The 21,384-nt window shown below is 66.1% G+C and carries 21 protein-coding genes; 15 read left to right on the forward strand and 6 right to left on the reverse strand.

Annotated elements, in window-relative coordinates; genetic code table 11:
* Nucleotides 1–4: 4 nt before the first annotated feature.
* On the reverse strand, nt 5–241 hold the full coding sequence (locus BMI88_RS05090; protein WP_146673474.1) for a hypothetical protein: 237 nt from the start codon (nt 239–241) through the stop codon (nt 5–7).
* Between the two features lie 205 nt (nt 242–446).
* On the opposite strand from BMI88_RS05090, the gene BMI88_RS05095 reads away from it, so the two are divergent.
* From BMI88_RS05095 to BMI88_RS05105, 3 genes are all read left to right on the forward strand, one after another.
* Nucleotides 447–1,508 (forward strand): Hint domain-containing protein, encoded by a 1,062-nt coding sequence (locus BMI88_RS05095; protein WP_078546576.1) that lies wholly within the window; start codon nt 447–449, stop codon nt 1,506–1,508.
* Nucleotides 1,509–1,631: 123 nt separating this feature from the next.
* Nucleotides 1,632–2,405 (forward strand): gamma-glutamyl-gamma-aminobutyrate hydrolase family protein, encoded by a 774-nt coding sequence (locus BMI88_RS05100; RefSeq protein ID WP_078546578.1) that lies wholly within the window; start codon nt 1,632–1,634, stop codon nt 2,403–2,405.
* Between the two features lie 26 nt (nt 2,406–2,431).
* Entirely contained in the window at nt 2,432–3,121 is a 690-nt protein-coding gene (locus BMI88_RS05105) for a D-lyxose/D-mannose family sugar isomerase (RefSeq protein WP_078546580.1), read from the forward strand.
* Here BMI88_RS05105 and BMI88_RS05110 read toward each other — a convergent pair.
* From BMI88_RS05110 to glmU, 3 genes are read right to left on the reverse strand one after another with little or no spacing between them, the layout of a single operon-like run.
* Nucleotides 3,116–3,967 carry a DNA alkylation repair protein gene (locus BMI88_RS05110; RefSeq protein WP_078546582.1) on the reverse strand — a complete coding sequence of 284 codons (852 nt, stop codon included), beginning with the start codon at nt 3,965–3,967 and terminating at the stop codon, nt 3,116–3,118. The two genes, BMI88_RS05105 and BMI88_RS05110, sit on opposite strands and share 6 nt — an antisense overlap.
* On the reverse strand, nt 3,964–5,778 hold the full coding sequence (gene glmS, locus BMI88_RS05115; RefSeq protein WP_078546584.1) for a glutamine--fructose-6-phosphate transaminase (isomerizing): 1,815 nt from the start codon (nt 5,776–5,778) through the stop codon (nt 3,964–3,966). The genes BMI88_RS05110 and glmS overlap by 4 nt, the downstream gene beginning before the upstream one ends.
* Before the next feature lie 3 nt (nt 5,779–5,781).
* Nucleotides 5,782–7,128: a bifunctional UDP-N-acetylglucosamine diphosphorylase/glucosamine-1-phosphate N-acetyltransferase GlmU gene (gene glmU, locus BMI88_RS05120; protein ID WP_078519446.1), complete on the reverse strand. Its 1,347-nt coding sequence runs from the start codon at nt 7,126–7,128 to the stop codon at nt 5,782–5,784.
* 107 nt (nt 7,129–7,235) lie between these two features.
* On the opposite strand from glmU, the gene BMI88_RS05125 reads away from it, so the two are divergent.
* The 3 genes from BMI88_RS05125 to BMI88_RS05135 are packed head-to-tail and all read left to right on the forward strand — an operon-like array spanning nt 7,236 to nt 10,368.
* A complete protein-coding gene (locus tag BMI88_RS05125) occupies nt 7,236–7,907 on the forward strand; it encodes an HAD-IA family hydrolase (protein WP_078546587.1) in 672 nt (223 codons plus the stop codon).
* Between the two features lie 58 nt (nt 7,908–7,965).
* Entirely contained in the window at nt 7,966–9,186 is a 1,221-nt protein-coding gene (locus BMI88_RS05130) for a TCR/Tet family MFS transporter (protein WP_078546588.1), read from the forward strand.
* 3 nt (nt 9,187–9,189) lie between these two features.
* Nucleotides 9,190–10,368, forward strand: coding sequence for an aminotransferase class I/II-fold pyridoxal phosphate-dependent enzyme (locus BMI88_RS05135; RefSeq protein ID WP_078546589.1), 1,179 nt, complete (start codon nt 9,190–9,192; stop codon nt 10,366–10,368).
* Between the two features lie 19 nt (nt 10,369–10,387).
* Here the strand turns inward: BMI88_RS05135 and BMI88_RS05140 are convergent, their stop codons facing one another.
* Nucleotides 10,388–11,311, reverse strand: a complete 924-nt coding sequence (locus tag BMI88_RS05140; protein ID WP_078546590.1) for an ornithine cyclodeaminase — start codon at nt 11,309–11,311, stop codon at nt 10,388–10,390.
* A gap of 25 nt (nt 11,312–11,336) precedes the next feature.
* Complete coding sequence (locus BMI88_RS05145; protein ID WP_078546591.1) at nt 11,337–12,578, reverse strand: FAD-dependent oxidoreductase; 1,242 nt, start codon at nt 12,576–12,578, stop codon at nt 11,337–11,339.
* Between the two features lie 187 nt (nt 12,579–12,765).
* Here BMI88_RS05145 and BMI88_RS05150 point away from each other — a divergent pair, with 187 nt between their 5' ends.
* From BMI88_RS05150 to BMI88_RS05190, 9 genes are all read left to right on the forward strand, one after another.
* Nucleotides 12,766–13,926: an isovaleryl-CoA dehydrogenase gene (locus BMI88_RS05150; RefSeq protein WP_078546592.1), complete on the forward strand. Its 1,161-nt coding sequence runs from the start codon at nt 12,766–12,768 to the stop codon at nt 13,924–13,926.
* Nucleotides 13,926–14,441: a lysozyme inhibitor LprI family protein gene (locus BMI88_RS05155; RefSeq protein WP_078546593.1), complete on the forward strand. Its 516-nt coding sequence runs from the start codon at nt 13,926–13,928 to the stop codon at nt 14,439–14,441. Before BMI88_RS05150 ends, BMI88_RS05155 begins: the two co-directional genes overlap by 1 nt.
* Entirely contained in the window at nt 14,438–14,965 is a 528-nt protein-coding gene (locus BMI88_RS05160) for a lysozyme inhibitor LprI family protein (RefSeq protein WP_078546595.1), read from the forward strand. The genes BMI88_RS05155 and BMI88_RS05160 overlap by 4 nt, the downstream gene beginning before the upstream one ends.
* Nucleotides 14,962–15,426 carry a lysozyme inhibitor LprI family protein gene (locus BMI88_RS05165; RefSeq protein WP_078546598.1) on the forward strand — a complete coding sequence of 155 codons (465 nt, stop codon included), beginning with the start codon at nt 14,962–14,964 and terminating at the stop codon, nt 15,424–15,426. Before BMI88_RS05160 ends, BMI88_RS05165 begins: the two co-directional genes overlap by 4 nt.
* On the forward strand, nt 15,423–17,027 hold the full coding sequence (locus BMI88_RS05170) for a carboxyl transferase domain-containing protein (protein WP_078546600.1): 1,605 nt from the start codon (nt 15,423–15,425) through the stop codon (nt 17,025–17,027). The genes BMI88_RS05165 and BMI88_RS05170 overlap by 4 nt, the downstream gene beginning before the upstream one ends.
* 130 nt (nt 17,028–17,157) lie before the next feature.
* Nucleotides 17,158–19,074: an acetyl/propionyl/methylcrotonyl-CoA carboxylase subunit alpha gene (locus tag BMI88_RS05175; RefSeq protein WP_078546602.1), complete on the forward strand. Its 1,917-nt coding sequence runs from the start codon at nt 17,158–17,160 to the stop codon at nt 19,072–19,074.
* Nucleotides 19,071–19,739 carry a glutathione S-transferase family protein gene (locus BMI88_RS05180; protein ID WP_078546604.1) on the forward strand — a complete coding sequence of 223 codons (669 nt, stop codon included), beginning with the start codon at nt 19,071–19,073 and terminating at the stop codon, nt 19,737–19,739. The genes BMI88_RS05175 and BMI88_RS05180 overlap by 4 nt, the downstream gene beginning before the upstream one ends.
* A complete protein-coding gene (locus tag BMI88_RS05185; protein WP_078546606.1) occupies nt 19,732–20,595 on the forward strand; it encodes a hydroxymethylglutaryl-CoA lyase in 864 nt (287 codons plus the stop codon). Before BMI88_RS05180 ends, BMI88_RS05185 begins: the two co-directional genes overlap by 8 nt.
* Nucleotides 20,588–21,370, forward strand: coding sequence for a crotonase/enoyl-CoA hydratase family protein (locus BMI88_RS05190; RefSeq protein WP_078539532.1), 783 nt, complete (start codon nt 20,588–20,590; stop codon nt 21,368–21,370). Before BMI88_RS05185 ends, BMI88_RS05190 begins: the two co-directional genes overlap by 8 nt.
* Nucleotides 21,371–21,384 lie beyond the last annotated feature (14 nt).

Here is a 21,384-nt window from a genome sequence, read left to right on the forward strand (position 1 = left end):
TTCCTCATTTCTTCTTCAGGGCCATACGGATCAGCGTTTCCTTCGCCGTGCGGTCGACATTCTGAACCAGCGCTTCCTTGATCTGCACGATCTGGCGATCGGTGAGGTTGGACAGGTCGACATTGCCGACGAGGAAATGCACGCGTTGGATCTCCAGCGCATTGAGCGGCTGCTGCTGCGCGGCGGCCAGCGACGGCAGCGCGGCGCAGGTCAGGGCGGCGATCAGGGCGATCGATTTCATCATGAGTCTCCTCAGGGTGCTCTTCCCAACGAAAATGCAGTTGCGCGCGCGTGGGACAAGCGTGGTCGCGCGCAAGTTTCGGTGAAGGTCGCTTGCCCTACGCGTCAAGATGGGGATTCACATCGCGAATTCATCATGATAACGTAACTATTAACAAGCAGAGGGCAGACATAAGCTCTCGCGAAATACGGGCAGGATCGAGGCAATGAAGGCGGGCTATCAGGGCACCTTCGTCATTTCATGGGCGCAGACGGAAGTCGACGGTACCCCGGTGCCGCCGCTTGAGGTCGTGACCGTGGGCGCATGTTGGCGCTGGACGGGGCAGGCGATCTGCGTGGACGGGCCAAATGATCGGCTCATCTTGCACAATGCGCGCGGCGAGGCGGAGCGGCGCACGAAAGCCGCCCGCGCGGTGCGCCGCCTGCTGGGCGAGGCCGTGGGACATCCGCGAACGCTCGACGATCCTGACGAGACCGAGACGCCCAATCAAAGCTTTACCGTGACCGATGGCTATCACGCCTATGTCGTCACCTTGATCGAGCTGCCCGAAAGCGGCACGCGCATCCTGATGTTCGCCGGTCGGATGCCGCCGGTGGACAGCGATCTGTGGGTGGTCGACCGGGCGCTCGATCTGCGCCCGAAAGCGGCGCGGCAGGGGCCCGCGGGCGTCATCTGTTTCACCCCCGGCACGCTGATCGAGACCGACCAGGGCCGCCGCCCGGTCGAGGCTCTGCGTGAAGGCGACCGCGTGCTGACCCGCGATGACGGGGCGCAGCCGATCTGCTGGATCGGGCGGCGCGACATCTCGGGCGCGCGGCTCCACGCGATGCCGCATCTGCGCCCGGTGCGGATCTCGGCTGGGGCTTTCGGCATCGCCCGGCCCGATCGCGATCTGATCGTGTCGCCGCAGCACCGGATGCTGGTCCGCGGACGCGCGGCACAGGCGCTGTTTGCCGAGGACGAGGTACTGGTGCGCGCCTGCGATCTGGTGAATGGCCGCCAGATCCGCTTCGAAGGCGCGCTGCGCGGTCTGAGCTACATCCATCTTATGTTCGAACGCCATCAGGTGCTGACCGCGAACGGGCTGGAAACCGAAAGCTTCCACCCGGCCTCCACCCGGCTCGAGATGATCGCCCGCGACCAGCGCGCCGGGCTCGAGGCGCTGGTGCCCGAGGTCGAGGAAAATCCGCTCAGCTACGGTGCCTTCGCGCGCCGGGCGCTCAAGCCCTCCGAGGCTGCGATCCTGCGCCACGATCTGGCCGCCTGAACGAGCAAATCCGCTGGAAATCGCTGCAGGCTTGGGCTGTGCGTCAGATGCACGGCTTCGTGCGCATTTTGCGCCTTTTCTCTGCCCGAACGTCGCCTTAGCTTCGGGACAAAGGAGATATCAATGACCAGACCCGTCGTCGGCATCATCGGCAATAGAGGCCTCGTAGGTGACCGCTACCCCGTCCATGAAGGCGGGCAGCTCAACTCGGAAGCGGTGAGCAAGGTCTCCGATTGCATCCCGCTGCTGATCCCCGCCGATCCCGAATATGTCTCCGTTCAGGAGTTGATGGAGGTCTGCGACGGCTTCCTGCTGACCGGTGGGCGCCCGAACGTCCATCCGCATGAATATGGCGAAGAGCCGACCGAGAAGCACGGCACTTTCGACCGCGCCCGCGACGCGATCACCCTGCCGCTGGTGCGCGCCTGTGTCGAAAGCGGGCAGCCTTTCCTCGGCATTTGCCGCGGTTTTCAGGAGGTCAACGTCGCGATGGGCGGCACGCTGCATCCCGAGATCCGCGAGCTTCCGGGGCGGTTGAACCACCGGATGCCGCCGGAGGGAACGCTCGAGGAGGGGTTCTCCAACCGCCACATGGTCACGCTCACCCCCGGCGGCCGGTTCGCGCGTCTCTTCGGCGCGGATGAGGTCGAGACCAACACGCTGCACGGGCAGGGCGTTTGCACCGCTGGTACCCGGATTGTGATCGAAGGGCGCGCCCCCGATGGTACGCCCGAGGCGATCTATGTTAAGGACGCGCCGGGGTTTACCCTATCGGTGCAATGGCATCCCGAATGGCGTGCGGCGGAAGATCCCGTCTCGCGCCCTCTGTTCGAGGCATTCGGCGATGCGGTGCGTGCTTGGGCGCGCGGCGAACGGCCCGCCGCCTGCGTCGCCTGAGACGCTAAGACAAAACGGAGAGACAGATGAAACGCTCGCGCGTGAACGAAATCATGGCCGCGGCCGAGGAAATGATCCAGGAATTCGGCTTCCGCCTGCCGCCCTTCGCATGGTGGAGCCCGGCCGAGTTCAAGGCGCGCCTGCCGCAGGCACAGCGCATCGTGGAAGCCGCGATGGGCTGGGACATCACCGATTACGGGCAGGGCGATTTCGACAAGCTGGGCCTGTTTCTCTTCACCCTGCGCAACGGCGATCTGCGCGATCTTCAGGCGGGCCACGGCATGGCCTATGCCGAGAAGCTGCTGATCTCGCGCAAGGACCAGATCAGCCCGATGCATACCCATATCATCAAGGCCGAGGACATCATCAATCGCGGCGGCGCAGACCTCGCGATCGAGCTCTATGGCTCTGACGCGGATGGCAAATTCGACGAGACCGCAGGCGGGCAGGTGATGTGCGACGGCGTCCCGCGCAATTACGCGCCCGGCGAGGTGCTGATCCTGCGCCCCGGCGAGAGCGTGACCCTGCGGCCCGGTGACTGGCATGCCTTCTGGGGCGAGGGCGGCGACGTTCTGATCGGCGAGGTCTCGACCGTCAACGACGACAATACCGACAATATCTTCCGCGACGATATCGGGCGGTTCTCCGAGATCGAGGAAGACGAAGCGCCGCGTCACCTGCTGGTCAGCGACTACGACAAGTTCCTGTATTCATAAGTATTTACTGGCTTCCTTGCGGGCGAAAGGCTTCAGCCTTTCGCCATGCTCGGCCAGCCAGGCCTGTGCGCGGGTCGGGTCTTTCTTGCTCAGATCGCGCAGCCACCACGCGATCGCTTTCTGGATGAACCAGTCGCGATCCTCGACCAGTTGCGCGGCCCAGCCCAGAACCTCGTCGCGCACCGCCTCGTCCTCGGGCTTGGGATTGCGCTGCTTGGTCCAGGGCAGGGTGAAGACGAAGGCCGCGCGCCGCGTCCACATGTGATCCGAGCGCACCCAGTCCGCCACGTCGTCAAGCCGCGCGGGCTCGGCCTGAAGCCGTTTCGAGCCCGCCTTGGCGGCGTGATCGGCAATCGCCCAGGCGTCGAATTGCGGCACCCAGCTCGCGATCAGGTCCCAAGCTTCGGCATCCGGGCGCAGCCGCGCCTGCGTCAGCAGCTTGGCCGCCGCGATCCGCGCCTCGTGAATGTCGCTGTCCCAAAGTCCGCGGGCGAACTCGACCCGTCCCGGCACGTCGAGCTGGCCACGCCACAGCGCGACCATGTCCTCGATCGCGGGCACGGAAACGCCCAGATAGCGCCGCTCCGCCTTGTGATAAGCAGCCATCTCGGCGGCCTTCTCGGCATCCGCCCAGCTTTCCAGCGCGAAAAGCGCGTCTTCCAGCGTGGGCGGGGGCCCGAGCGGCGCGTCGGCGTCCTCTTCCTCGGCGAAGGCCTCATAGTCCGCATCCGAGGCCGCATAGGCCTCGGCCTCGGCGCGCAGCCGGGCGTCCTCCGCCGGGTCGAGCGGCGCGTAATCCGCGGCGCGCGGCCGCGTGACGCGTTTCTTGCCCCGCTTGCGGCTCATTCGACCGTCACCGATTTGGCGAGGTTGCGCGGCTGGTCCACGTCGGTGCCTTTTGCGACCGCCGTGTGATAGGCCAGCAGCTGCGCCGGAACCGCATAAAGGATCGGCGCGAAAGGTTCTGCAATGTCAGGCATTTGCAGCGTGCCCCAGGTGCCATCCTGCGCTGCGCTGATGCCCTTGGCATCGGAGACCAGCAGCACCATCCCGTGGCGCGCCATCACCTCCTGCATGTTCGACACGGTCTTGTCGAAGAGCTTGTCATAGGGCGCCATCACAATCACCGGCACGGTGCGGTCGATCAGCGCGATCGGCCCGTGCTTCAACTCGCCCGAGGCATAGCCTTCGGCATGGATGTAGCTGATTTCTTTGAGCTTCAGCGCGCCTTCCAGCGCCAGCGGATACATCGCGCCGCGCCCGAGGAAGAGGATGTCCTGCGCCTCTGCGAGCTGCTCGGCGAGATGTGCGATCGGCTCGGAAATCGACAGCGCCTGATTGAGCAGGCCGGGCAGGGCGCGCAGCGTATCGGCATGGCTGCCCAGCGTCGGCCCGTCGGTCTCGTCTCGGTCGCGGCCCGCTTTCAGCGCCATGACGGCCAGAACCAGCAGCTGCGCGGTGAACGCCTTGGTCGAGGCCACGCCGACCTCGACGCCCGCGAAGATCGGCAACATGATGTCGGCTTCGCGCGCGATCGAGGAGGTGGGCACGTTGACCACGGCCACGGTTTTCGCGACGCGCTCGGAGCAATAGCGCAGCGCGGCCAGCGTATCGGCGGTCTCGCCGGATTGGCTGACGAAGACGGCGAGGCTGCGCTCGGACAGGGGCGGCTCGCGGTAGCGGAATTCGGACGCCACGTCGATCTCGACCGGGATCCGGGCGAAGGTCTCGAACCAGTATTTCGCCACCGCGCAGGCATAATGCGCCGTGCCGCAGGCGATCAGGATAATCCGGTCGATGTTGGAAAAGTCCAAGTCTTCCGGCAGATTCAGCCCGGTTTCGGGCAGATAATGTCGCAAAGCGTCAGCCAGCACGACGGGCTGCTCGGCGATTTCCTTCGCCATGAAGTGCTTGTAGCCACCCTTTTCGACCTGCGCCTGACCCAAATCGATGCGGCTCTCGTCGCGGTTCGCACGGCGGCCCTCGGCGTCGAAAATCTCGGCGCCGGCGCGGGTGACGAAGGCGTAATCGCCCTCTTCGAGATAGGTGATCCGGTCGGTCATCGGCGCGAGCGCGATCGCGTCCGAGCCCACGAACATCTCGCCATCGCCATGCCCGATCGCGAGCGGCGAGCCTTTGCGCGCCGCGATCAGCAGGTCGTCCTCGCCGTCGAAGAGCCACAGCAGCGCGAACGCCCCTTCGAGCTTGCCAAGCGTCGCGACGGCGGCCTCGCGCGCATCCATGCCGCGATCCATGAACATCCGCGTCAGCAGCGCGACGGTTTCGGTATCCGTCTGCGTCTCCGGGGTGATCCCGGCCTCGGCCAGCTCGGCCCGCAGCTCGCGGAAGTTCTCGATGATGCCGTTATGCACGACCGCGACGGGGCCGGAGCGATGCGGATGCGCATTGCCCTGGGTGGCAGCCCCATGGGTCGCCCAGCGGGTATGGCCGATGCCCGACTTGCCCGGCAGCGGCTCATGCACCAGCAAATCGGACAGGTTCCACAGCTTGCCAACCGCCCGGCGGCGATCCAGCTTGCCTGCATTTACCGTCGCGATCCCGGCACTGTCATAGCCGCGATATTCCAATCGCTTGAGGCTCTCAACGAGCCAGGGGGAAACCTCGTGCTTCCCCAAAACGCCAATAATTCCGCACATTTATCAATCTTTCTTCATGCGACGCGCTTTCTCCGCGCGCAGTTTCGCAAATAGTTTCGTAGCGAGGCCCGGACGGTTCACCTGCTCGGACCGTTCGATCGCGATCGCCTCGGCAGGGACGTCTTTCGAGATCACCGATCCCGAGCCCGTCAGCGCGCCGTCGCCCACCGTGACCGGGGCCACCAGCATCGTGTCGGAGCCGATGAAGGCATTCGCGCCGATGGTGGTGCGATGCTTCATCACCCCGTCGTAATTGCAGGTCACCGTGCCCGCGCCGATATTCGTATGCTCCCCGATATCGGCATCGCCCAGATAGGTCAGATGGCCGACTTTCACACCCTCGGCGAGGATCGCGTTCTTCACCTCGACGAAATTGCCGATATGCACGTCCTCGGCGAGTTCCGCGCCGGGGCGCAGACGGGCGAAGGGGCCGATCGTGGCCCCACGCGATATGTGGCAGCCTTCGAGATGGCAGAAGGCCTCGATCACCGCACCGGATTCGATGGTCACATCGGGGCCGAACACGACGTTCGGGCCGAGCACGACATCGCGGCTGATATAGGTGTCGAGCGCGAACCAGACGCTGGTGGGCTCCACCATGGTCACGCCGTTTTCCATCGCCTCGGCGCGCATCCGCTCCTGGAACAGGGCCTCGGCGCGGGCAAGCTCGGCGCGGGTGTTGATGCCCAGCGTTTCGGCCTCGTCACAGGTCACGACCTGCGCGGTCAGACCCTTCTTGCGCGCGGCTTCGACGATATCGGTGAGGTAGTATTCGCCCGACGCGTTCTCGTTCGACAGCCCCGCGACCAGTTCGGTCAGAAGCACTGCGTCACAGGCGATAACGCCGGAGTTGCAAAGGGTTATGCCGCGTTCTTCATCCGTGGCATCCTTGAATTCCACGATCCGGTCCAGCGTGTCGCCCTGCGCCACCAAGCGCCCATAGCGGCCCGGATCGGCCGCCTCGAAGCCGAGCACGGTCACCGCCGCATCGGACGCGGCCAGCCGCTCCAGCGTCTCTGGCCGGATGAAGGGGGTGTCGCCGTAAAGCACGATCACACGGCCGTCGAACCCGTCGAGCGCGGGCAGGGCCTGCGCCACGGCGTGGCCGGTGCCGAGCTGTTCTTCCTGCAGCACGATCTGCGCCTCGGGATCGACCTTCGCGACGGCTTTCTTCACCTTGTCGGCACCGTGGCCCGCGACCACGATCACGGTCTCGGGTTCGAGGGCACGTCCGGCAGCCAGCGCATGCGCCACCAGCGGCGCGCGGCCCACCTGATGCAGCACCTTCGGCAAGTCGGATTTCATGCGGGTGCCCTGTCCCGCCGCGAGGGTGATCAATGCAATCGCCATTAGAAACCTTTTCTTCTGCTCGGCCCCGTTTTAACCATTGGCTTGCTTGCCGCAAGTGGTGCGTCTTCACGCTTCCTTTCGCGGTGTTACGGAAGGAGCAAAAGGCAATGCGCACAGTGGTTTTCGACCTCGACGGGACTTTGGCGGATACCTCCGCCGACCTGATCGCGGCGGCAAATTCCTGCTTTACGGCGCGCGGCTATGCGCCGCTTCTCGATCCGGCGGGGGACGCGCTGACCGCCTTCCATGGTGGCCGTGCGATGCTCAAGGCCGGTTATGGGCGGCTGGGGCTGCCGGAGGCGGAGATCGCCGAGCTGGTCGAGGCCGATTATCACCCGCTGCTTGCGCATTATGGCGAGAATATCGACCGCCATACGCAGCTTTATCCTGGCGCTGAGGAATCTGTGAAAACGTTGCGCGATCAGGGCTTTGCGACGGCTGTATGCACCAACAAGCCCGAAGGTCTCGCGCGTGATCTGATCGACCGGCTCGGGATCACCGCGCTTTTCGACGCGCTGATCGGCGCCGATACGCTGCCGCTGCGCAAACCTTCGCCCGATCCCTATCTCGCGGCGGTTGAGCGGGCCGGGGGAAAGCTGGAGACCTCGCTGCTGGTGGGCGACACCAATACCGATCGCGAGACCGCCCGCGCGGTCGGCGTGCCTTGCGTTCTGGTAACTTTCGGCCCGGAGGGGCGCGGCATCGAACGGCTCGCCCCCGAGGCGCTGCTCGATCATTTCGACGATCTGCCCGCGCTTGCCGCGCGGATGCTCGGGTGAGCGCCTCGGTGGGGCTGTGTTGCCCCGAAATACCTCTCGGACGAGGCCTCCGACGGCCATGACCGCAGCCCCCATCGGTCCTTCGCGCTTTCACGCCACCGCCTTCGTTCTGATCGCGGTGTTTCTCGACATGGTGGGGTTCGGGTTGATCATCCCGGTGCTGCCTTCGCTGATCGCGGATGTGGGCCATGTCGATCTGGCACAGGCGAGCCGGATCGGCGGCTGGATGTTTGCGGCCTTCAGCCTCGCGCAGTTCCTGTTTGCGCCGCTGATGGGCAACCTCTCGGACCGGTTCGGACGGCGCCCGCTTTTGCTGCTCGCCATCGGCGGTCTGGGCGTCGATTACCTGTTTCACGCCTTCGCGCCGACGCTGCTCTGGCTCTTCGTGGGCCGGATCGTCGCGGGCATCTGCGGCGCGTCCTATGTCATCGCGAACGCTTACCTTGCCGATATTACCCCTCCGGCCGAGCGCGCCCGCGCCTTCGGTCTGATCGGCGCGGCCTTCGGCTTCGGCTTCATCGCAGGGCCCGCGCTTGGCGGGTTTCTGGGCGAGCTTGGCCCGCGCATTCCTTTCTTCGTCGCGGCCGCGCTGTCGGGGCTGAACCTGATCTACGGGCTGATCGTGCTGCCCGAAAGTCTGCCGCAGGGCCTGCGTCGTCCGGTGAACTGGCGCGCCTGCAACCCGCTGGGCACGTTGAAAGTCTTCGCGCGCTATCCGGGCGTGCTGCCAATGGGCACCGCCCTTGGCGTCTATCTGTTCGCCTCCGCCGTCTATCCCGCGATCTGGCCCTATTGGGGGATGGCGAAATTCGGCTGGTCCGAGGGGACGGTGGGGCTGACGCTTGCAGGCTACGGGGTCGTCGCGGCGATCTTTCAGGGCGGGTTGGCGGGGCCGCTCGCGTCCCGTCTGGGCGAGGCGCGGGTGGTGGTGATCGGGCTGATCGTCGGGATTGGTATGACCATCGCACTGGGGATGTCGACCTCGCTCGTGATGGTGCTGATCGTCCTCTTGATCACCGGAATCGAGGGGCTGGTGCATCCGATGATCGCCTCGCTGATGTCCAACGCGGTGCCCGAGGATGCGCAGGGCGCGCTGCAGGGTGGCATATCCGCGCTGATGAACCTCGCAATGCTGGCGGGCACCTTGTTCTTCACCCAAGTCTTCGGGATATTCCTCGCCGAGAACGCTCCGATCCGCACGCCGGATATGGCCTTTTACGTGGCTTCCGTGATCCTGCTGGTGGCATTGGCGCTGTTCATCCGCGCAAGAAAGGTCTGAGCGATGTCCGAGGTCTTCAAAGGCAACTTCACCCAGCAGGAGCCGATCCCCGAAGACGCGATCGAGCGCGCCGTCGAGGTGATGCGCTCGGGTCGCCTTCATCGCTACAACACCCTGCCCGGAGAGCCGGGCGAGGTGGCGCTGCTGGAGGAGGAATTCGCCGGATTGACCGGCGCGCCCTATTGCCTTGCGGTGGCCTCGGGTGGCTATGCCTTGGGCTGCGCGCTGCGCGCCGTGGGCGTGGGGCCGGGCGATCCGGTGCTGACCAATGCCTTCACGCTCGCCCCCGTGCCCGGCGCGATCGCGGCGGTCGGTGGCAAGCCCGTGCTGGTTGAGGTTACCGACCAGCTGACCATCGACCTTGACGATCTGGCGGCGAAAGCCCCGCAGGCGCGGGTGCTGATGCTGTCGCATATGCGCGGCCATATCTGCGACATGGATGCGCTGATGGAGATCGCGCGCGACCATGATCTAACGGTGATCGAGGATTGCGCCCATACGATGGGGGCGACATGGGCCGGGGTTCACTCGGGGCGGCACGGCGCGATCGGGTGTTATTCGACCCAGACCTACAAGCACATGAATTCGGGCGAGGGCGGGCTGATCGTGACCGACGATGCCGAGCTGGCGGCGCGGATGATCCTGCTGTCGGGAAGCTACATGCTTTTCGAGCGGCACCGCGCAGCGCCCGGCCCGGAGGTGTTCGAGGGGCTGAAATACGACACGCCCAATGTCTCAGGCCGGATGGACCATCTGCGCGCCGCGATCCTGCGCCCCCAGCTGTCGACGCTGGCGGATCGGGTGACGCGCTGGAACGCGCTTTATCGTGAGGTCGAAGCCGGGCTTGCCGGAGCGGAGGGCATCGCGCTGATCGAGCGCCCCGAGGCCGAGAGCTATGTCGGCTCGTCCTTCCAGTTCCGCCTGCCGGGACGCTCCGCCCCCGAGATGCTGGATTTCGTTGCCCGGGCCGCGGCCCGCGGGGTCGAGCTGAAATGGTTCGGCGCGGATGAGCCTGCGGGCTTCACCTCGCGCCATGACAGCTGGCGTTACGCCGAGGCGCAGAACCTGCCGCGCACCGATGCGGTGCTGGCGACGCTGCTGGATCTGCGCCTGCCGCTGACTTTCTCGACAGATGACGCTGCCCAGATCGCGCGTATCCTGCGCGAAGAGGCCGAGACCTGAAGAGGTGGCGCGCTGACCTTCACCCGGCGCGCGAGATCCAGTCGGCGATCATCAGGTCGAGATGCGCGCCGCCACCATTCTTGTAAAGCGTGATCTCCTCGGCGCTTTCTCGCCCGCGCGCGCCGCCGATGAGGTCGTAGAGATCGGCCTTCACCGCCTCGGGCGTGATCACCCCTTCGCGGATCGGGATCAGCAACTCGCCGATATGGCCCAGTGTGGTGTCGCGGCTGTCGACAAAGAGGCTCGCCGTCGAGATCAGCGCATCGTCTGCCTCGCGCATATCGGCCTTATAGGCTCCGATCAGATCGACATGGGTGCCGGGCTTTACCCATGCACCCTGCAGGATCGGCGCGCGAGCCATCGTGGCGCTGCTGACGATATCGGCCTCTGCTACCGCCTCGGCCAGATCGGTCACCGCGCGCAGGCTGATGCCCTCGGGCGCGGGGCCGGCGGCCAACTCCTGCGCCTGCTCGGGGCGGCGCGTCCAGAGCGTGATCTCCGTCAGCCCCGGAAAGCCCGCCGCATAGGCCGCGATCAGCGAGCGCGCGACCCGGCCGCCCCCCACGATCAACAGACGACGGCTGTCGGGGCGGGCGAGAAGCTGCGCGCCCAGAACGGAATCGGCGGCGGTCTTGAACTCGGTCACTAGCGGGCAATCGACGATCGCGGTGGGCTGGCCATGCTCGGGCTCAAACACCACCATCGCGCCTTGCACCGTCGGCAGCCCGGCCTGCGCATTACCGTCGCACACGGTGAAGGATTTCACCCCGTAACCCAGCCCCGGAATATAGGCCGCGCGGCTCAGCAAGACCGCGTCAGAGGGCCCGAGAAACGTATCGCCCAGCTCCGCCTTCGGGCGCGTATGGCCTGCGCGCAGTGCAGCTATCGCGCCCGGCCAGTCCAGCTTCTCGGCGATGTCATAGGGGATGATCTTCGGGCTCATGTCGTCTCCTTCATTGTCTCGGGCGTCACAGAGGCGCCAGCCAGCGCGCCGGGGCCGACACCTCGCGCGGCCCGTTGGCGGCGCCGGTGATCGCATCGGCCAGTAGCGCGCCGCAGCCCGCCGAGAGCGTCCAGCCCAGTTGGCCGTGGCCCGCATTGACCCACAGGTTGTCGTAAGACTTCACCCGGCCAAGGAAGGGCGGGCCATGCGGCGTCGAGGGTCGCAGCCCGGTCCACAGTACCGGCGGCGCATCGCTCACCGCATCGCCGAAGCGCGCGGCGACGTAATCGGTCAGCACCTTGGTGCGATCCTCGCGCAGCGTCCGATCGCGTCCGGCGAATTCGGCGATCGCGGTCACTCGCAAGACACCACCGTAGGAGGCCACGGCCAGCATCGCGGCCTCGTCGATATAGGGGTGGCGGGGCAGGCGGCTCGGATCGCGGACCTCCCATGTCCCCGAATAACCCTTCACCGGGTAGATATCCGGCGCAAAGCCCAGAGGCCGCGCCAGATCGGGTGTCTCCACCCCGGTCGCAAGGATCACCTGTGCGGCAGGCAGCGTCTCGTCGGCGAGGTTGACCCCGGTGATCTTGCCATGAGCCTGCGTGAACCCGGTCACCGCACTGTTGTAGCGAAATTGCACGCCGTGCTTGGCAGCAAGGGCTTTGGCGGCGGCGCGGGTCACCTCATGGCAATTGCCCGCGGCATCCATCGGCGAGAGGAACCCGCCCGCAAAACCCGCCTCGGCGAGCAGCGGATCGTTCTCGGCCAGCCAGTCCGGGTCGATCCGGGTCAGTCGCCCGTCGTCATGCGCGTCGATCTCGGCGGTGGAATTGTGCAAGTAGAGCCCACCTTCAAAGCGGATCAGCGCGTCCAGCGCCAGCTCCTGCGCCATGTCGGGCAGGGCGGCGCGGGCGGTCTCGGCCAGCCGCATCATTCGCGCGGTGTTGCGTGCTTGCGCGGCCCCGGTGCAGTTGCGCAGGAAGGTCGTCCCCCAGCGCCACAGCGCCGGATCGAAGGGCGCGGTCAGCTTCACGCCGGGATTGCGCCCCGCAATCGCGCGCAGCAGTTGCGGCAAGGCATCCGGCCCCGCCCAGGCGCTCGCATGGCCGATCGAGACGATCCCGGCATTCGCGCGCGAGCACAGCTCCGCCGGGCCGGGCAGGCGGTCGATCACCGTCACCGGCAACCCCCGGCGAGCCAGCGCCCATGCGGTCATCGTGCCGACGATCCCCGCTCCGATCACGATATGACGTGGCTGGCCCATCTGCGCTCCCGTTGGTTTCCAAGCTCTCAGGTCTCTTTGTGGCGGCAATCACTGCAAGTGACCAGCCCCTGTGCCAGTGGCTCGTGCCGCTGCGTCGTTTGCCCGCGCACCAGCCCACGGGCCTTGACCCGACTCGGCAATTGCGCATAAATGAACGTGCGTTCAATAAACCGGGGGAGGAGATCCGATGTTCGCAGGTTCGATGGAGTTCGATCTGGGCGAGGATATCGCCGCACTGCGCGATATGGTGCGCCGTTGGGCGTCCGAGCGTGTGGCCCCGATCGCGGCCAAAACCGATCTGGATAATGAGTTTCCGAACGAGCTTTGGACCGAGATGGGCGAGCTTGGCCTGCTCGGGATCACCGTGTCGGAAGAATTTGGCGGGGCCGGGATGGGCTATCTCGCCCATGTCGTGGCCACCGAGGAAATCGCGCGGGCTTCGGCCTCGATCGCGCTCAGCTACGGCGCGCATTCCAACCTCTGCGTGAACCAGATCAAGCTGAACGGTTCTGACGAGCAGAAGAAGAAATACCTGCCCGGGCTGATCTCCGGCGAATCCGTCGGCGCGCTGGCGATGTCGGAATCCGGCGCAGGCTCGGATGTGGTGGGCATGAAGCTCAAGGCCGAGAAGCGCAACGGCTATTACGTGCTCAACGGCCATAAATACTGGATCACCAATGGCCCCGATGCCGATACGCTCGTGGTCTATGCCAAGACCGATCCGGAAGCGGGCTCCAAAGGTATCACCGCCTTCATCGTCGAGAAGGATTTCAAGGGCTTCTCCACCTCCAAGCATTTCGACAAGCTCGGCATGCGCGGCTCTAACACGGCGCAGCTTTTCTTCGAGGATTGCGAAGTGCCCTTCGAGAACGTGCTGGGCGAAGAGGGGCGCGGCGTGCGCGTCCTGATGTCGGGCCTCGATTACGAGCGCGTGGTGCTTTCGGGCATCGGCACCGGCATCATGATGGCCTGCCTCGACGAGGTCGTGCCCTATTGCAAGGAGCGCGAGCAGTTCGGCCAGCCGATCGGGAATTTCCAGCTCATGCAGGGCAAGATCGCCGATATGTATGTCGCGATGAACACCGCGCGGGCCTACACCTACGAGGTCGCGAAGGCCTGTGATCGTGGCGCGGTGACGCGTCAGGATGCGGCTGCCACCGTGCTTTATGCGTCCGAGCAGGCAATGGTGCAGGCGCATCAGGCGGTGCAGGCCCTTGGCGGCGCCGGGTTCCTAAACGACTCCAACGTCTCGCGCCTGTTCCGGGACGCGAAGCTGATGGAGATCGGCGCGGGCACCTCGGAAATCCGTCGGATGCTCATCGGGCGCGAGATCATGGGAGCCGTCTGATGCGGGCGGGCGCTCTCCTCCTGATCGGGCTTGCAGCGCCTCTGGCGGCGCAGGCCCAAGGGGCAGGGGTGGATTTCGATCCGGCCCCGCTGGAGAGCTGCCTGTCGAACGCCGGCGACCCTGCGGCCTGCATCGGCAAAGCGGCGGAGAACTGCATCGGCGTTGATGCAAGCCCCACCGACCGCCGCGCCTGCTATGATGCCGAACGTGCCCTCTGGTCTGACCGGGCGGCGACAGCCCTCGACAGCTTACGCCGGGCGGCGGCGGCCAGTGACGCGGCGCAAATCGTGGCGGGCAAGTCTCCGTCCGGATTGCAAGGCGCGCAGCTGGGTGAGGCGGAAGCCGCCTGGGCGCGCTACCGCGATGGCGCCTGCGCCTATGGGTCCGCGCTGCAGGGCGCGGGTGCGGAGGCGGACGAGGCGCGCTGCCTGATGCGCAAGACTGCCGAACATGCGCTGGAACTGCAGAATTGGGCCGAGACGCTGTCCGCTCAAGGCAAGGGAGGGACGCAATGAAGACGCTTTGGATGGTCGCTGTCGCCATGCTGGGCCTATCGGCCACTGCCGCGCGGGCCGAAGGCATTCCCGTCACCTATGATCCGCAGGTGATCACGGCTTGTCTCTCCGCAAAGAGCGGACCCGCGCGCAGCGCCTGTATCGGGCTTGGCGCGGCACATTGCATGACCGTCGACAATGCCGGCTCGAGCAATGCGGGCATGGGCTTTTGTTTCGGTGCAGAACGCGACGATTGGGACGCGCGCCTGAATGCAGCCTATCAGACGATCGTTGCACAGGACGGCAAGATGGATGCGGAACTGAAAGAGCTGGGTTCCGCCGCGCCGCCGCAGGTGCCTGCGCTGAAAGAAATGCAGCGCGCATGGATCGCCTATCGCGATGCGTCCTGCACCTATGAAATGTCGACTTGGGGCGGCGGCTCGGGCGCAGGCCCGGCCGGATCGCAATGCGAAATGCAACTGACTGGAGCGCAGGCACTACGTCTGATCGCGCGGGCCGAGCAGCTTGAAGGAGATACCCAATGAAAGGGCTATCAATCGTCGCGGCACTGATCTGTGCCACGCCCGCCTTGGCGCAGGAGCCGAGCGTCGACACGAACGCAGTACGCGCCTGTTTCGACGGGGCGAAGGATACCCATCCCGCCTGTATCGGCGAGGCGGCCGCCGCCTGTCAGGATCAGCCGGGCGGCGATACGACCCTCGGCATCTCGGCTTGCCTGCAAGGCGAGGCGCAGGTCTGGGACGATATCGCGAAGTCGCAATACAAGGCGGCGCGCGCCCGTCTGCTGGAGCAGGGCGGCACGGAGCTCGCCAACAAGCTGCTCGATGCGCAAAGCGCGTGGGGGCAGTATCGCGACGCCGATTGCGGGCTGCTCTACGAGATTTGGAAGGACGGCACGATCCGCACGGTCGTGGCGTCGCAATGCTACCTCGAGCGTACGGCGCAACGCGCGCTGGAACTGCGCGATTTGGGGAGGATGGAATGAAACTGTTATCGCAGGCCCTGACCTCGTCGGAGGACTTTCAGGCCAATCGCAAGGCGCATCTCGACGCGCTGTCGCAAATCGAAAACGCGGCTGCACAGGCGGCGGCAGGCGGCGGCCCCGCCGCGCTGGAGCGGCACCTGTCGCGTGGCAAGATGGCGCCGCGCGAACGGGTGGCGGGGCTCCTGGATCCCGGCTCGCCGTTTCTGGAAATCGGCGCGACGGCGGCGCATGATATGTATGGCAATGCCGCGCCCTGTGCGGGCGTGATCGCCGGGATCGGCCGGGTGCAGGGCCAGGAGGTCATGGTGGTCGCCAACGACGCCACCGTGAAGGGCGGCACCTATTACCCGCTGACGGTGAAGAAGCACCTGCGCGCACAGGAGATCGCAGAGGAAAACCATCTCCCCTGCATCTACCTCGTCGACTCGGGCGGCGCGAACCTGCCCAATCAGGACGAGGTCTTCCCCGATCGCGACCATTTCGGGCGCATCTTCTACAATCAGGCCCGGATGTCCGCGAAGGGCATCGCCCAGATCGCCGTGGTGATGGGGTCCTGCACGGCAGGCGGCGCCTATGTGCCCGCGATGTCCGATGTGACGATCATCGTGAAAGAGCAGGGCACGATCTTCCTCGCAGGCCCGCCTTTGGTAAAGGCCGCGACAGGCGAGGTCGTCACCGCCGAGGATTTGGGCGGCGGCGATGTGCATACGCGCCTCTCCGGCGTGGCCGATTATCTGGCCGAGGATGACGCCCATGCTTTGGCGCTGGCGCGCCGCGCGGTCGGCAATCTCAACTACACGAAACCTTCGACGGTGAACTGGCAGTCGCCCGAGGAACCCGCCTACGACCCCGAGGAAATCCTCGGCGTCGTCCCGGCGGACCTGCGCACCCCCTATGACATCCGCGAGGTGATCGCGCGTCTGGTGGACGGCTCGCGCTTCGACGAGTTCAAACCGCGCTTCGGCGAGACGATCGTCACCGGCTTCGCACATGTGAAAGGCTGTCCCGTCGGCATCGTCGCCAATAACGGCGTGCTGTTCTCGGAAGCCGCCCAGAAGGCCGCGCATTTCATCGAACTGTGCTCGCAGCGGTCGATCCCGCTGGTCTTCCTGCAAAACATCACCGGCTTCATGGTGGGCCGCAAATATGAAAACGAAGGCATTGCGCGCCACGGGGCAAAAATGGTCACCGCCGTCGCCACCACCTCGGTGCCGAAGATCACGATGCTGGTCGGCGGCTCCTTCGGGGCGGGCAATTACGGCATGGCGGGCCGGGCCTATTCCCCGCGCTTCCTCTGGACCTGGCCCAACTCGCGGATCTCCGTGATGGGCGGCGAACAGGCCGCAGGCGTGCTCGCCACCGTCAAACGCGACGGGATCGAGCGCAAGGGCGGCCAGTGGTCGGCCGAAGAAGAGGCCGAGTTCAAGCGCCCCACCATCGAGATGTTCGAGCGCCAGTCGCACCCGCTCTACGCCTCGGCGCGGCTCTGGGATGACGGCATCATCGACCCGCGCAAATCGCGCGACGTGCTGGCGCTCTCGCTCTCCGCCGCGCTCAACGCTCCGATCGAGCCGACCCGCTTCGGCCTGTTCCGGATGTAACTTTCATGCCTCCGGCGGGGATATTTGGACCAAGGCGAAACGCAAAACTTCGACTTGGCCGAAATATCCCGGGGGGCTCCGCAGGAGCGGGGGCAGCGCCCCCTCCGACGCTCTCAAAGGGGAGACCGACATGTTTTCCAAGATCCTGATCGCCAATCGCGGGGAGATCGCCTGCCGCGTGATCGAGACCGCACGCAAACTGGGCGTGGCGACCGTCGCCGTCTATTCCGAGGCCGACAGCGAGGCGCGCCATGTGGCGATGGCCGACGAGGCGGTGGCCATTGGCGGCCCCGCGCCCAAAGACAGCTATCTGCTCGGTGATGCGATCATCGACGCGGCCAAAAAAACCGGCGCGCAGGCGATCCATCCGGGCTACGGGTTCCTCTCGGAGAACCCCGATTTCGTCGATGCCGTCGAGGCGGCGGGGCTGGTCTTCATCGGCCCCTCGGCCAAGGCGATCCGCGCGATGGGGCTCAAGGACGCCGCCAAGGCGCTGATGGAAAAGGCGGGCGTGCCTGTCGTGCCGGGCTATCACGGCGACAATCAGGACCCTGAGCATCTCGCGGGCGCGGCCGACACGATCGGCTACCCGGTGCTGATCAAGGCGGTTGCGGGCGGCGGCGGCAAGGGGATGCGGCTGGTCGAGGCGCCGTCCGACTTCGCGGATGCGCTGGCGTCCGCGCAGGGCGAGGCGCAGACCGCATTCGGCAATCCTGCCGTGCTGATCGAGAAATTCATCGGCTCGCCGCGCCATATCGAAGTGCAGGTCTTCGGCGATGGCGAGGACGCGGTGCATCTGTTCGAGCGCGACTGCTCGCTCCAGCGTCGCCACCAGAAGGTGATCGAGGAGGCCCCGGCGCCGGGCATGACGTCCGAGATGCGCGACGCGATGGGGCAGGCGGCCACCCGTGCCGCCGAGGCGATCGGCTATAAAGGCGCGGGCACGGTGGAGTTCATCGTGGACGGCTCAGACGGGCTGCGCCCGGATCGGTTCTGGTTCATGGAGATGAACACCCGCCTGCAGGTCGAGCATCCCGTGACCGAGGCGATCACGGGGGTCGATCTAGTCGAATGGCAATTGCGGGTGGCCTCGGGTGAGCCGCTGCCCTGCGCGCAGGACGATCTGACGATCACCGGCCACGCGTTCGAGGCGCGGCTTTATGCGGAAGACGTCCCGGCGGGCTTCCTGCCCGCGACGGGCACGCTCTCGCATCTGCGCTTCGCCGATGGGTGCCGTGCCGATACCGGGGTGCGCACCGGCGACACGATCAGCCCGTGGTATGACCCGATGATCGCGAAGGTCATCACCCATGGGCCGACGCGGGCGACCGCGCTGGGGCAGCTCGCACGTGCCTTGGAAGAGACGGAAGTGGCGGGCACGGTGACGAACCTCGCCTTCCTCGCGCGGCTCGCGCGGCACGAGGGCTTCGCGCAGGGCAAGGTCGATACCGGGTTGATCGGGCGCGAGATCGAGGCGCTCGCCGCCCCGACCGAGACGCCGGTTGCCGCAAAAGCGCTGGCCGTGATCGCCGCGGCCGGGCTTTGGGACGGCGATGCGAGCGGCTTCAGCCTCTGGCAGTCGCCGCGCCGCGCCGTGCCTTTCGAGGAAGAGGCCGCGATCCGCGTGCACGGGCCGGGCCAAGTCACGGTCGAGCTGGGCGAGCAGGCCCACGAATGCCAGCTCGCCGAGGATGGCTGGCGGGTGAATGGTGCTAAGACCGGGGCGCGGATGGCGCAGTCGGACGGCGCGATCACCATTTTCCTGCATGGCGCGCATCGCTTCGATATCCCCGACCCGCTGGCGCGCGGGGCGGATGCCGACGCCTCCGATCTGACGCTCGCACCGATGCCGGGGCTGGTGAAGGCGGTCTTCGTCTCGGCCGGCGACACCGTTGCGGCGGGCGACCGGCTTGCCATCATGGAAGCGATGAAGATGGAACACACGATGCGCGCGGCCCGCGACGGTGTGGTGGCCGAGGTTCTGGTGACTGAGGGCGCGCAGGTCGAAGCGGGCGCGGCGCTCATTCGGCTGGAGGACGAGGCATGATCCGACTGCATCACATCCCCGGCGCGCGCTCGATGCGGGTGCTGTGGCTGCTGGAGGAGATGGGACTCGAGTACGAGCTTCAGACATGGTCGCTCACCGATGGCTCGCTGCGCAGCCTGGAGTTTCGCGAACTCTCGCCCGCCGGGCGCATCCCGGCGCTGGAGGTCGACGGGCGGTCGATCTTCGAGAGCGGCGCGATCGTCGAATACCTGACCGAGACCCGGCCCGAGGCAGGGCTGGCCCCGGTCACGGGAGAGCCGACCCGGGCGGATTTCCTCGAATGGGTGCATTTCGCGGAGACGCAGGGCAACATCCTGCAAAGCCTCAATATTCAGCATATCTTCCTGCGTCCGCCCGAGGCGCGCTCGCCCGCGATGATGGCGCTCGAGACGAAGCGGCTCGGCGTGACGATGAAGGCGCTCGAGGCGCATTTGGTCGGGCGCGACTGGCTGATCGGGACGTTCTCGGCAGCCGATTGCATGATGGGGTTCAATATCGACGCGATGTTCCGCTTCGTGCCGCGCGAGGGCTTCCCGAACATCTCCGCCTATCGCGACCGGATCGAGGCGCGGCCCGCCTATCAGCGCGCGGTCGAGAAGGGCGGGGCGAGCATGTATGCGCAGGATTTCTACGAGCTGCCCCCGATGGAGCAAACCAATGGCTGAGAGCGTCGAAATCTTCGAGATGGCCCCGCGTGACGGGCTGCAGAACGAAAAGCGGCAGATCGCGCTTTCCGAGAAGATCGCGCTGGTCGATTGCCTGAGCCGGGCCGGGTTCCGCCGGATCGAGGTGGGGTCTTTCGTCAGCCCGAAATGGGTGCCGCAGATGGCCGACTCGGCGGAAGTCTTCGCCGGGATCACGCGCCGCCCCGGTATTTCCTACGCGGCGCTGACGCCGAACATGAAAGGCTATGAGGCGGCGAAAGCGGCCAAAGTCGATGAGGTTGCGATCTTCGCCTCCGCCTCCGAGGGGTTTTCGCGCGCGAACCTGAATTGTTCGATCAGTGAAAGCCTGGAGCGGTTCGCGCCCATCATGGAGGCTGCGAAAGTCGATAATATGAAAGTCCGCGGCTATATCTCTGTCGTCACGGATTGCCCATTCGATGGGAAAACGCCGCCGGAGAACGTGGCCCGGGTCGCGGAGCAACTGCGCGACATGGGCTGCTACGAGATCAGCCTCGGCGACACGATCGGGCAGGGTACGCCCGAAAGCGTGACGGCGATGCTGCGCGCGGTGTTGGGTGAGGTCCCGGCGGAAAAGCTCGCCGGGCATTTCCACGACACCTCCGGGCGGGCGCTGGAGAATATCGAAGCCTCGCTGGCGATGGGCCTGCGGGTGTTCGACGCCTGCGTCGGCGGTCTGGGCGGCTGCCCCTATGCACCCGGCGCGGCTGGCAATGTAGCGACGGAGGCGGTGCAGGCGCGTCTTGACGCTTTGGGCTACGAGACCGGGCTGGATACGGCCGTTCTGGCCGAGGCGGCCGCGATGGCGAAGAAGATGAAAGGGCAGGGCGATGTTTGAGACGATCAAGACCGAGACCGATGCGCGCGGCATCGCGCGGCTCACGCTGGCGCGTTCGGAGAAGCATAACGCGCTCTCCGAGCAGATGATGGAAGAGATCACCGCGGCCATCGGCCAGCTTGGCTCGGACGACGCCGTGCGCGTGGTGATCCTCGCTGCCGAAGGACGCAGCTTCTGCGCGGGTGGCGATCTGAAATGGATGCAGAGCCAGATCGCGGCGGGCGCGAAAGAGCGTGCGGCGGCGGCGCGCAAGCTCGCAGGGATGCTGCAGGCGCTCAACACCTGCCCGAAACCGGTGATCGGCGCGGTGCAGGGCAACGCCTTCGGCGGCGGGATTGGCATGATGTCGGTCTGTGACGTGGCCATCGGCGTCGAGGGCGCGAAATTCGGGCTGACCGAAACGCGGCTGGGCCTGACGCCCGCGACGATCTCTCCTTATGTCGTCGCGCGCATGGGCGAGGCCCGGGCGCGCCGCGTCTTCATGTCCTCGCGGATCTTCGAGGCCGCCGAGGCGCGTGATCTGGGATTGCTGGCCAAGGTGGTTTTGCCCGAGGTGCTGGAGCGCGCCGTGATGGCCGAGGCCGAGCCCTATCTCGCCTGCGCGCCGGGCGCGGTGGGCGAGGCCAAGGCCTTGGTCCGCGCGCTGGGGCCGCGGATCGACGAGAGCGTGATCGACATGACGATCGAGGCGTTGGTGACTCGCTGGGAATCCGCCGAGTCGGATGAAGGAATCACCGCGTTTTTCGAGAAGCGCGATGCGGCGTGGAAAGCTTAAGGCAGCCTTAAGCG

The sequence above is a fragment of the Thioclava sp. F36-6 genome, from assembly GCF_002020305.1.
In the GTDB taxonomy this organism is placed as follows: Bacteria; Pseudomonadota; Alphaproteobacteria; order Rhodobacterales; family Rhodobacteraceae; genus Thioclava; species Thioclava sediminum.

What these genes read in the sequence shown, in the direction of transcription:
- BMI88_RS05090 (WP_146673474.1), bottom strand. Translation starts at nt 241, where the DNA reads ATGAAATCGATCGCCCTGATCGCCGCCCTGACCTGCGCCGCGCTGCCG.
- BMI88_RS05095 (WP_078546576.1), top strand. Translation starts at nt 447, where the DNA reads ATGAAGGCGGGCTATCAGGGCACCTTCGTCATTTCATGGGCGCAGACG.
- BMI88_RS05100 (WP_078546578.1), top strand. Translation starts at nt 1,632, where the DNA reads ATGACCAGACCCGTCGTCGGCATCATCGGCAATAGAGGCCTCGTAGGT.
- BMI88_RS05105 (WP_078546580.1), top strand. Translation starts at nt 2,432, where the DNA reads ATGAAACGCTCGCGCGTGAACGAAATCATGGCCGCGGCCGAGGAAATG.
- BMI88_RS05110 (WP_078546582.1), bottom strand. Translation starts at nt 3,967, where the DNA reads ATGAGCCGCAAGCGGGGCAAGAAACGCGTCACGCGGCCGCGCGCCGCG.
- glmS (WP_078546584.1), bottom strand. Translation starts at nt 5,778, where the DNA reads ATGTGCGGAATTATTGGCGTTTTGGGGAAGCACGAGGTTTCCCCCTGG.
- glmU (WP_078519446.1), bottom strand. Translation starts at nt 7,128, where the DNA reads ATGGCGATTGCATTGATCACCCTCGCGGCGGGACAGGGCACCCGCATG.
- BMI88_RS05125 (WP_078546587.1), top strand. Translation starts at nt 7,236, where the DNA reads ATGCGCACAGTGGTTTTCGACCTCGACGGGACTTTGGCGGATACCTCC.
- BMI88_RS05130 (WP_078546588.1), top strand. Translation starts at nt 7,966, where the DNA reads ATGACCGCAGCCCCCATCGGTCCTTCGCGCTTTCACGCCACCGCCTTC.
- BMI88_RS05135 (WP_078546589.1), top strand. Translation starts at nt 9,190, where the DNA reads ATGTCCGAGGTCTTCAAAGGCAACTTCACCCAGCAGGAGCCGATCCCC.
- BMI88_RS05140 (WP_078546590.1), bottom strand. Translation starts at nt 11,311, where the DNA reads ATGAGCCCGAAGATCATCCCCTATGACATCGCCGAGAAGCTGGACTGG.
- BMI88_RS05145 (WP_078546591.1), bottom strand. Translation starts at nt 12,578, where the DNA reads ATGGGCCAGCCACGTCATATCGTGATCGGAGCGGGGATCGTCGGCACG.
- BMI88_RS05150 (WP_078546592.1), top strand. Translation starts at nt 12,766, where the DNA reads ATGTTCGCAGGTTCGATGGAGTTCGATCTGGGCGAGGATATCGCCGCA.
- BMI88_RS05155 (WP_078546593.1), top strand. Translation starts at nt 13,926, where the DNA reads ATGCGGGCGGGCGCTCTCCTCCTGATCGGGCTTGCAGCGCCTCTGGCG.
- BMI88_RS05160 (WP_078546595.1), top strand. Translation starts at nt 14,438, where the DNA reads ATGAAGACGCTTTGGATGGTCGCTGTCGCCATGCTGGGCCTATCGGCC.
- BMI88_RS05165 (WP_078546598.1), top strand. Translation starts at nt 14,962, where the DNA reads ATGAAAGGGCTATCAATCGTCGCGGCACTGATCTGTGCCACGCCCGCC.
- BMI88_RS05170 (WP_078546600.1), top strand. Translation starts at nt 15,423, where the DNA reads ATGAAACTGTTATCGCAGGCCCTGACCTCGTCGGAGGACTTTCAGGCC.
- BMI88_RS05175 (WP_078546602.1), top strand. Translation starts at nt 17,158, where the DNA reads ATGTTTTCCAAGATCCTGATCGCCAATCGCGGGGAGATCGCCTGCCGC.
- BMI88_RS05180 (WP_078546604.1), top strand. Translation starts at nt 19,071, where the DNA reads ATGATCCGACTGCATCACATCCCCGGCGCGCGCTCGATGCGGGTGCTG.
- BMI88_RS05185 (WP_078546606.1), top strand. Translation starts at nt 19,732, where the DNA reads ATGGCTGAGAGCGTCGAAATCTTCGAGATGGCCCCGCGTGACGGGCTG.
- BMI88_RS05190 (WP_078539532.1), top strand. Translation starts at nt 20,588, where the DNA reads ATGTTTGAGACGATCAAGACCGAGACCGATGCGCGCGGCATCGCGCGG.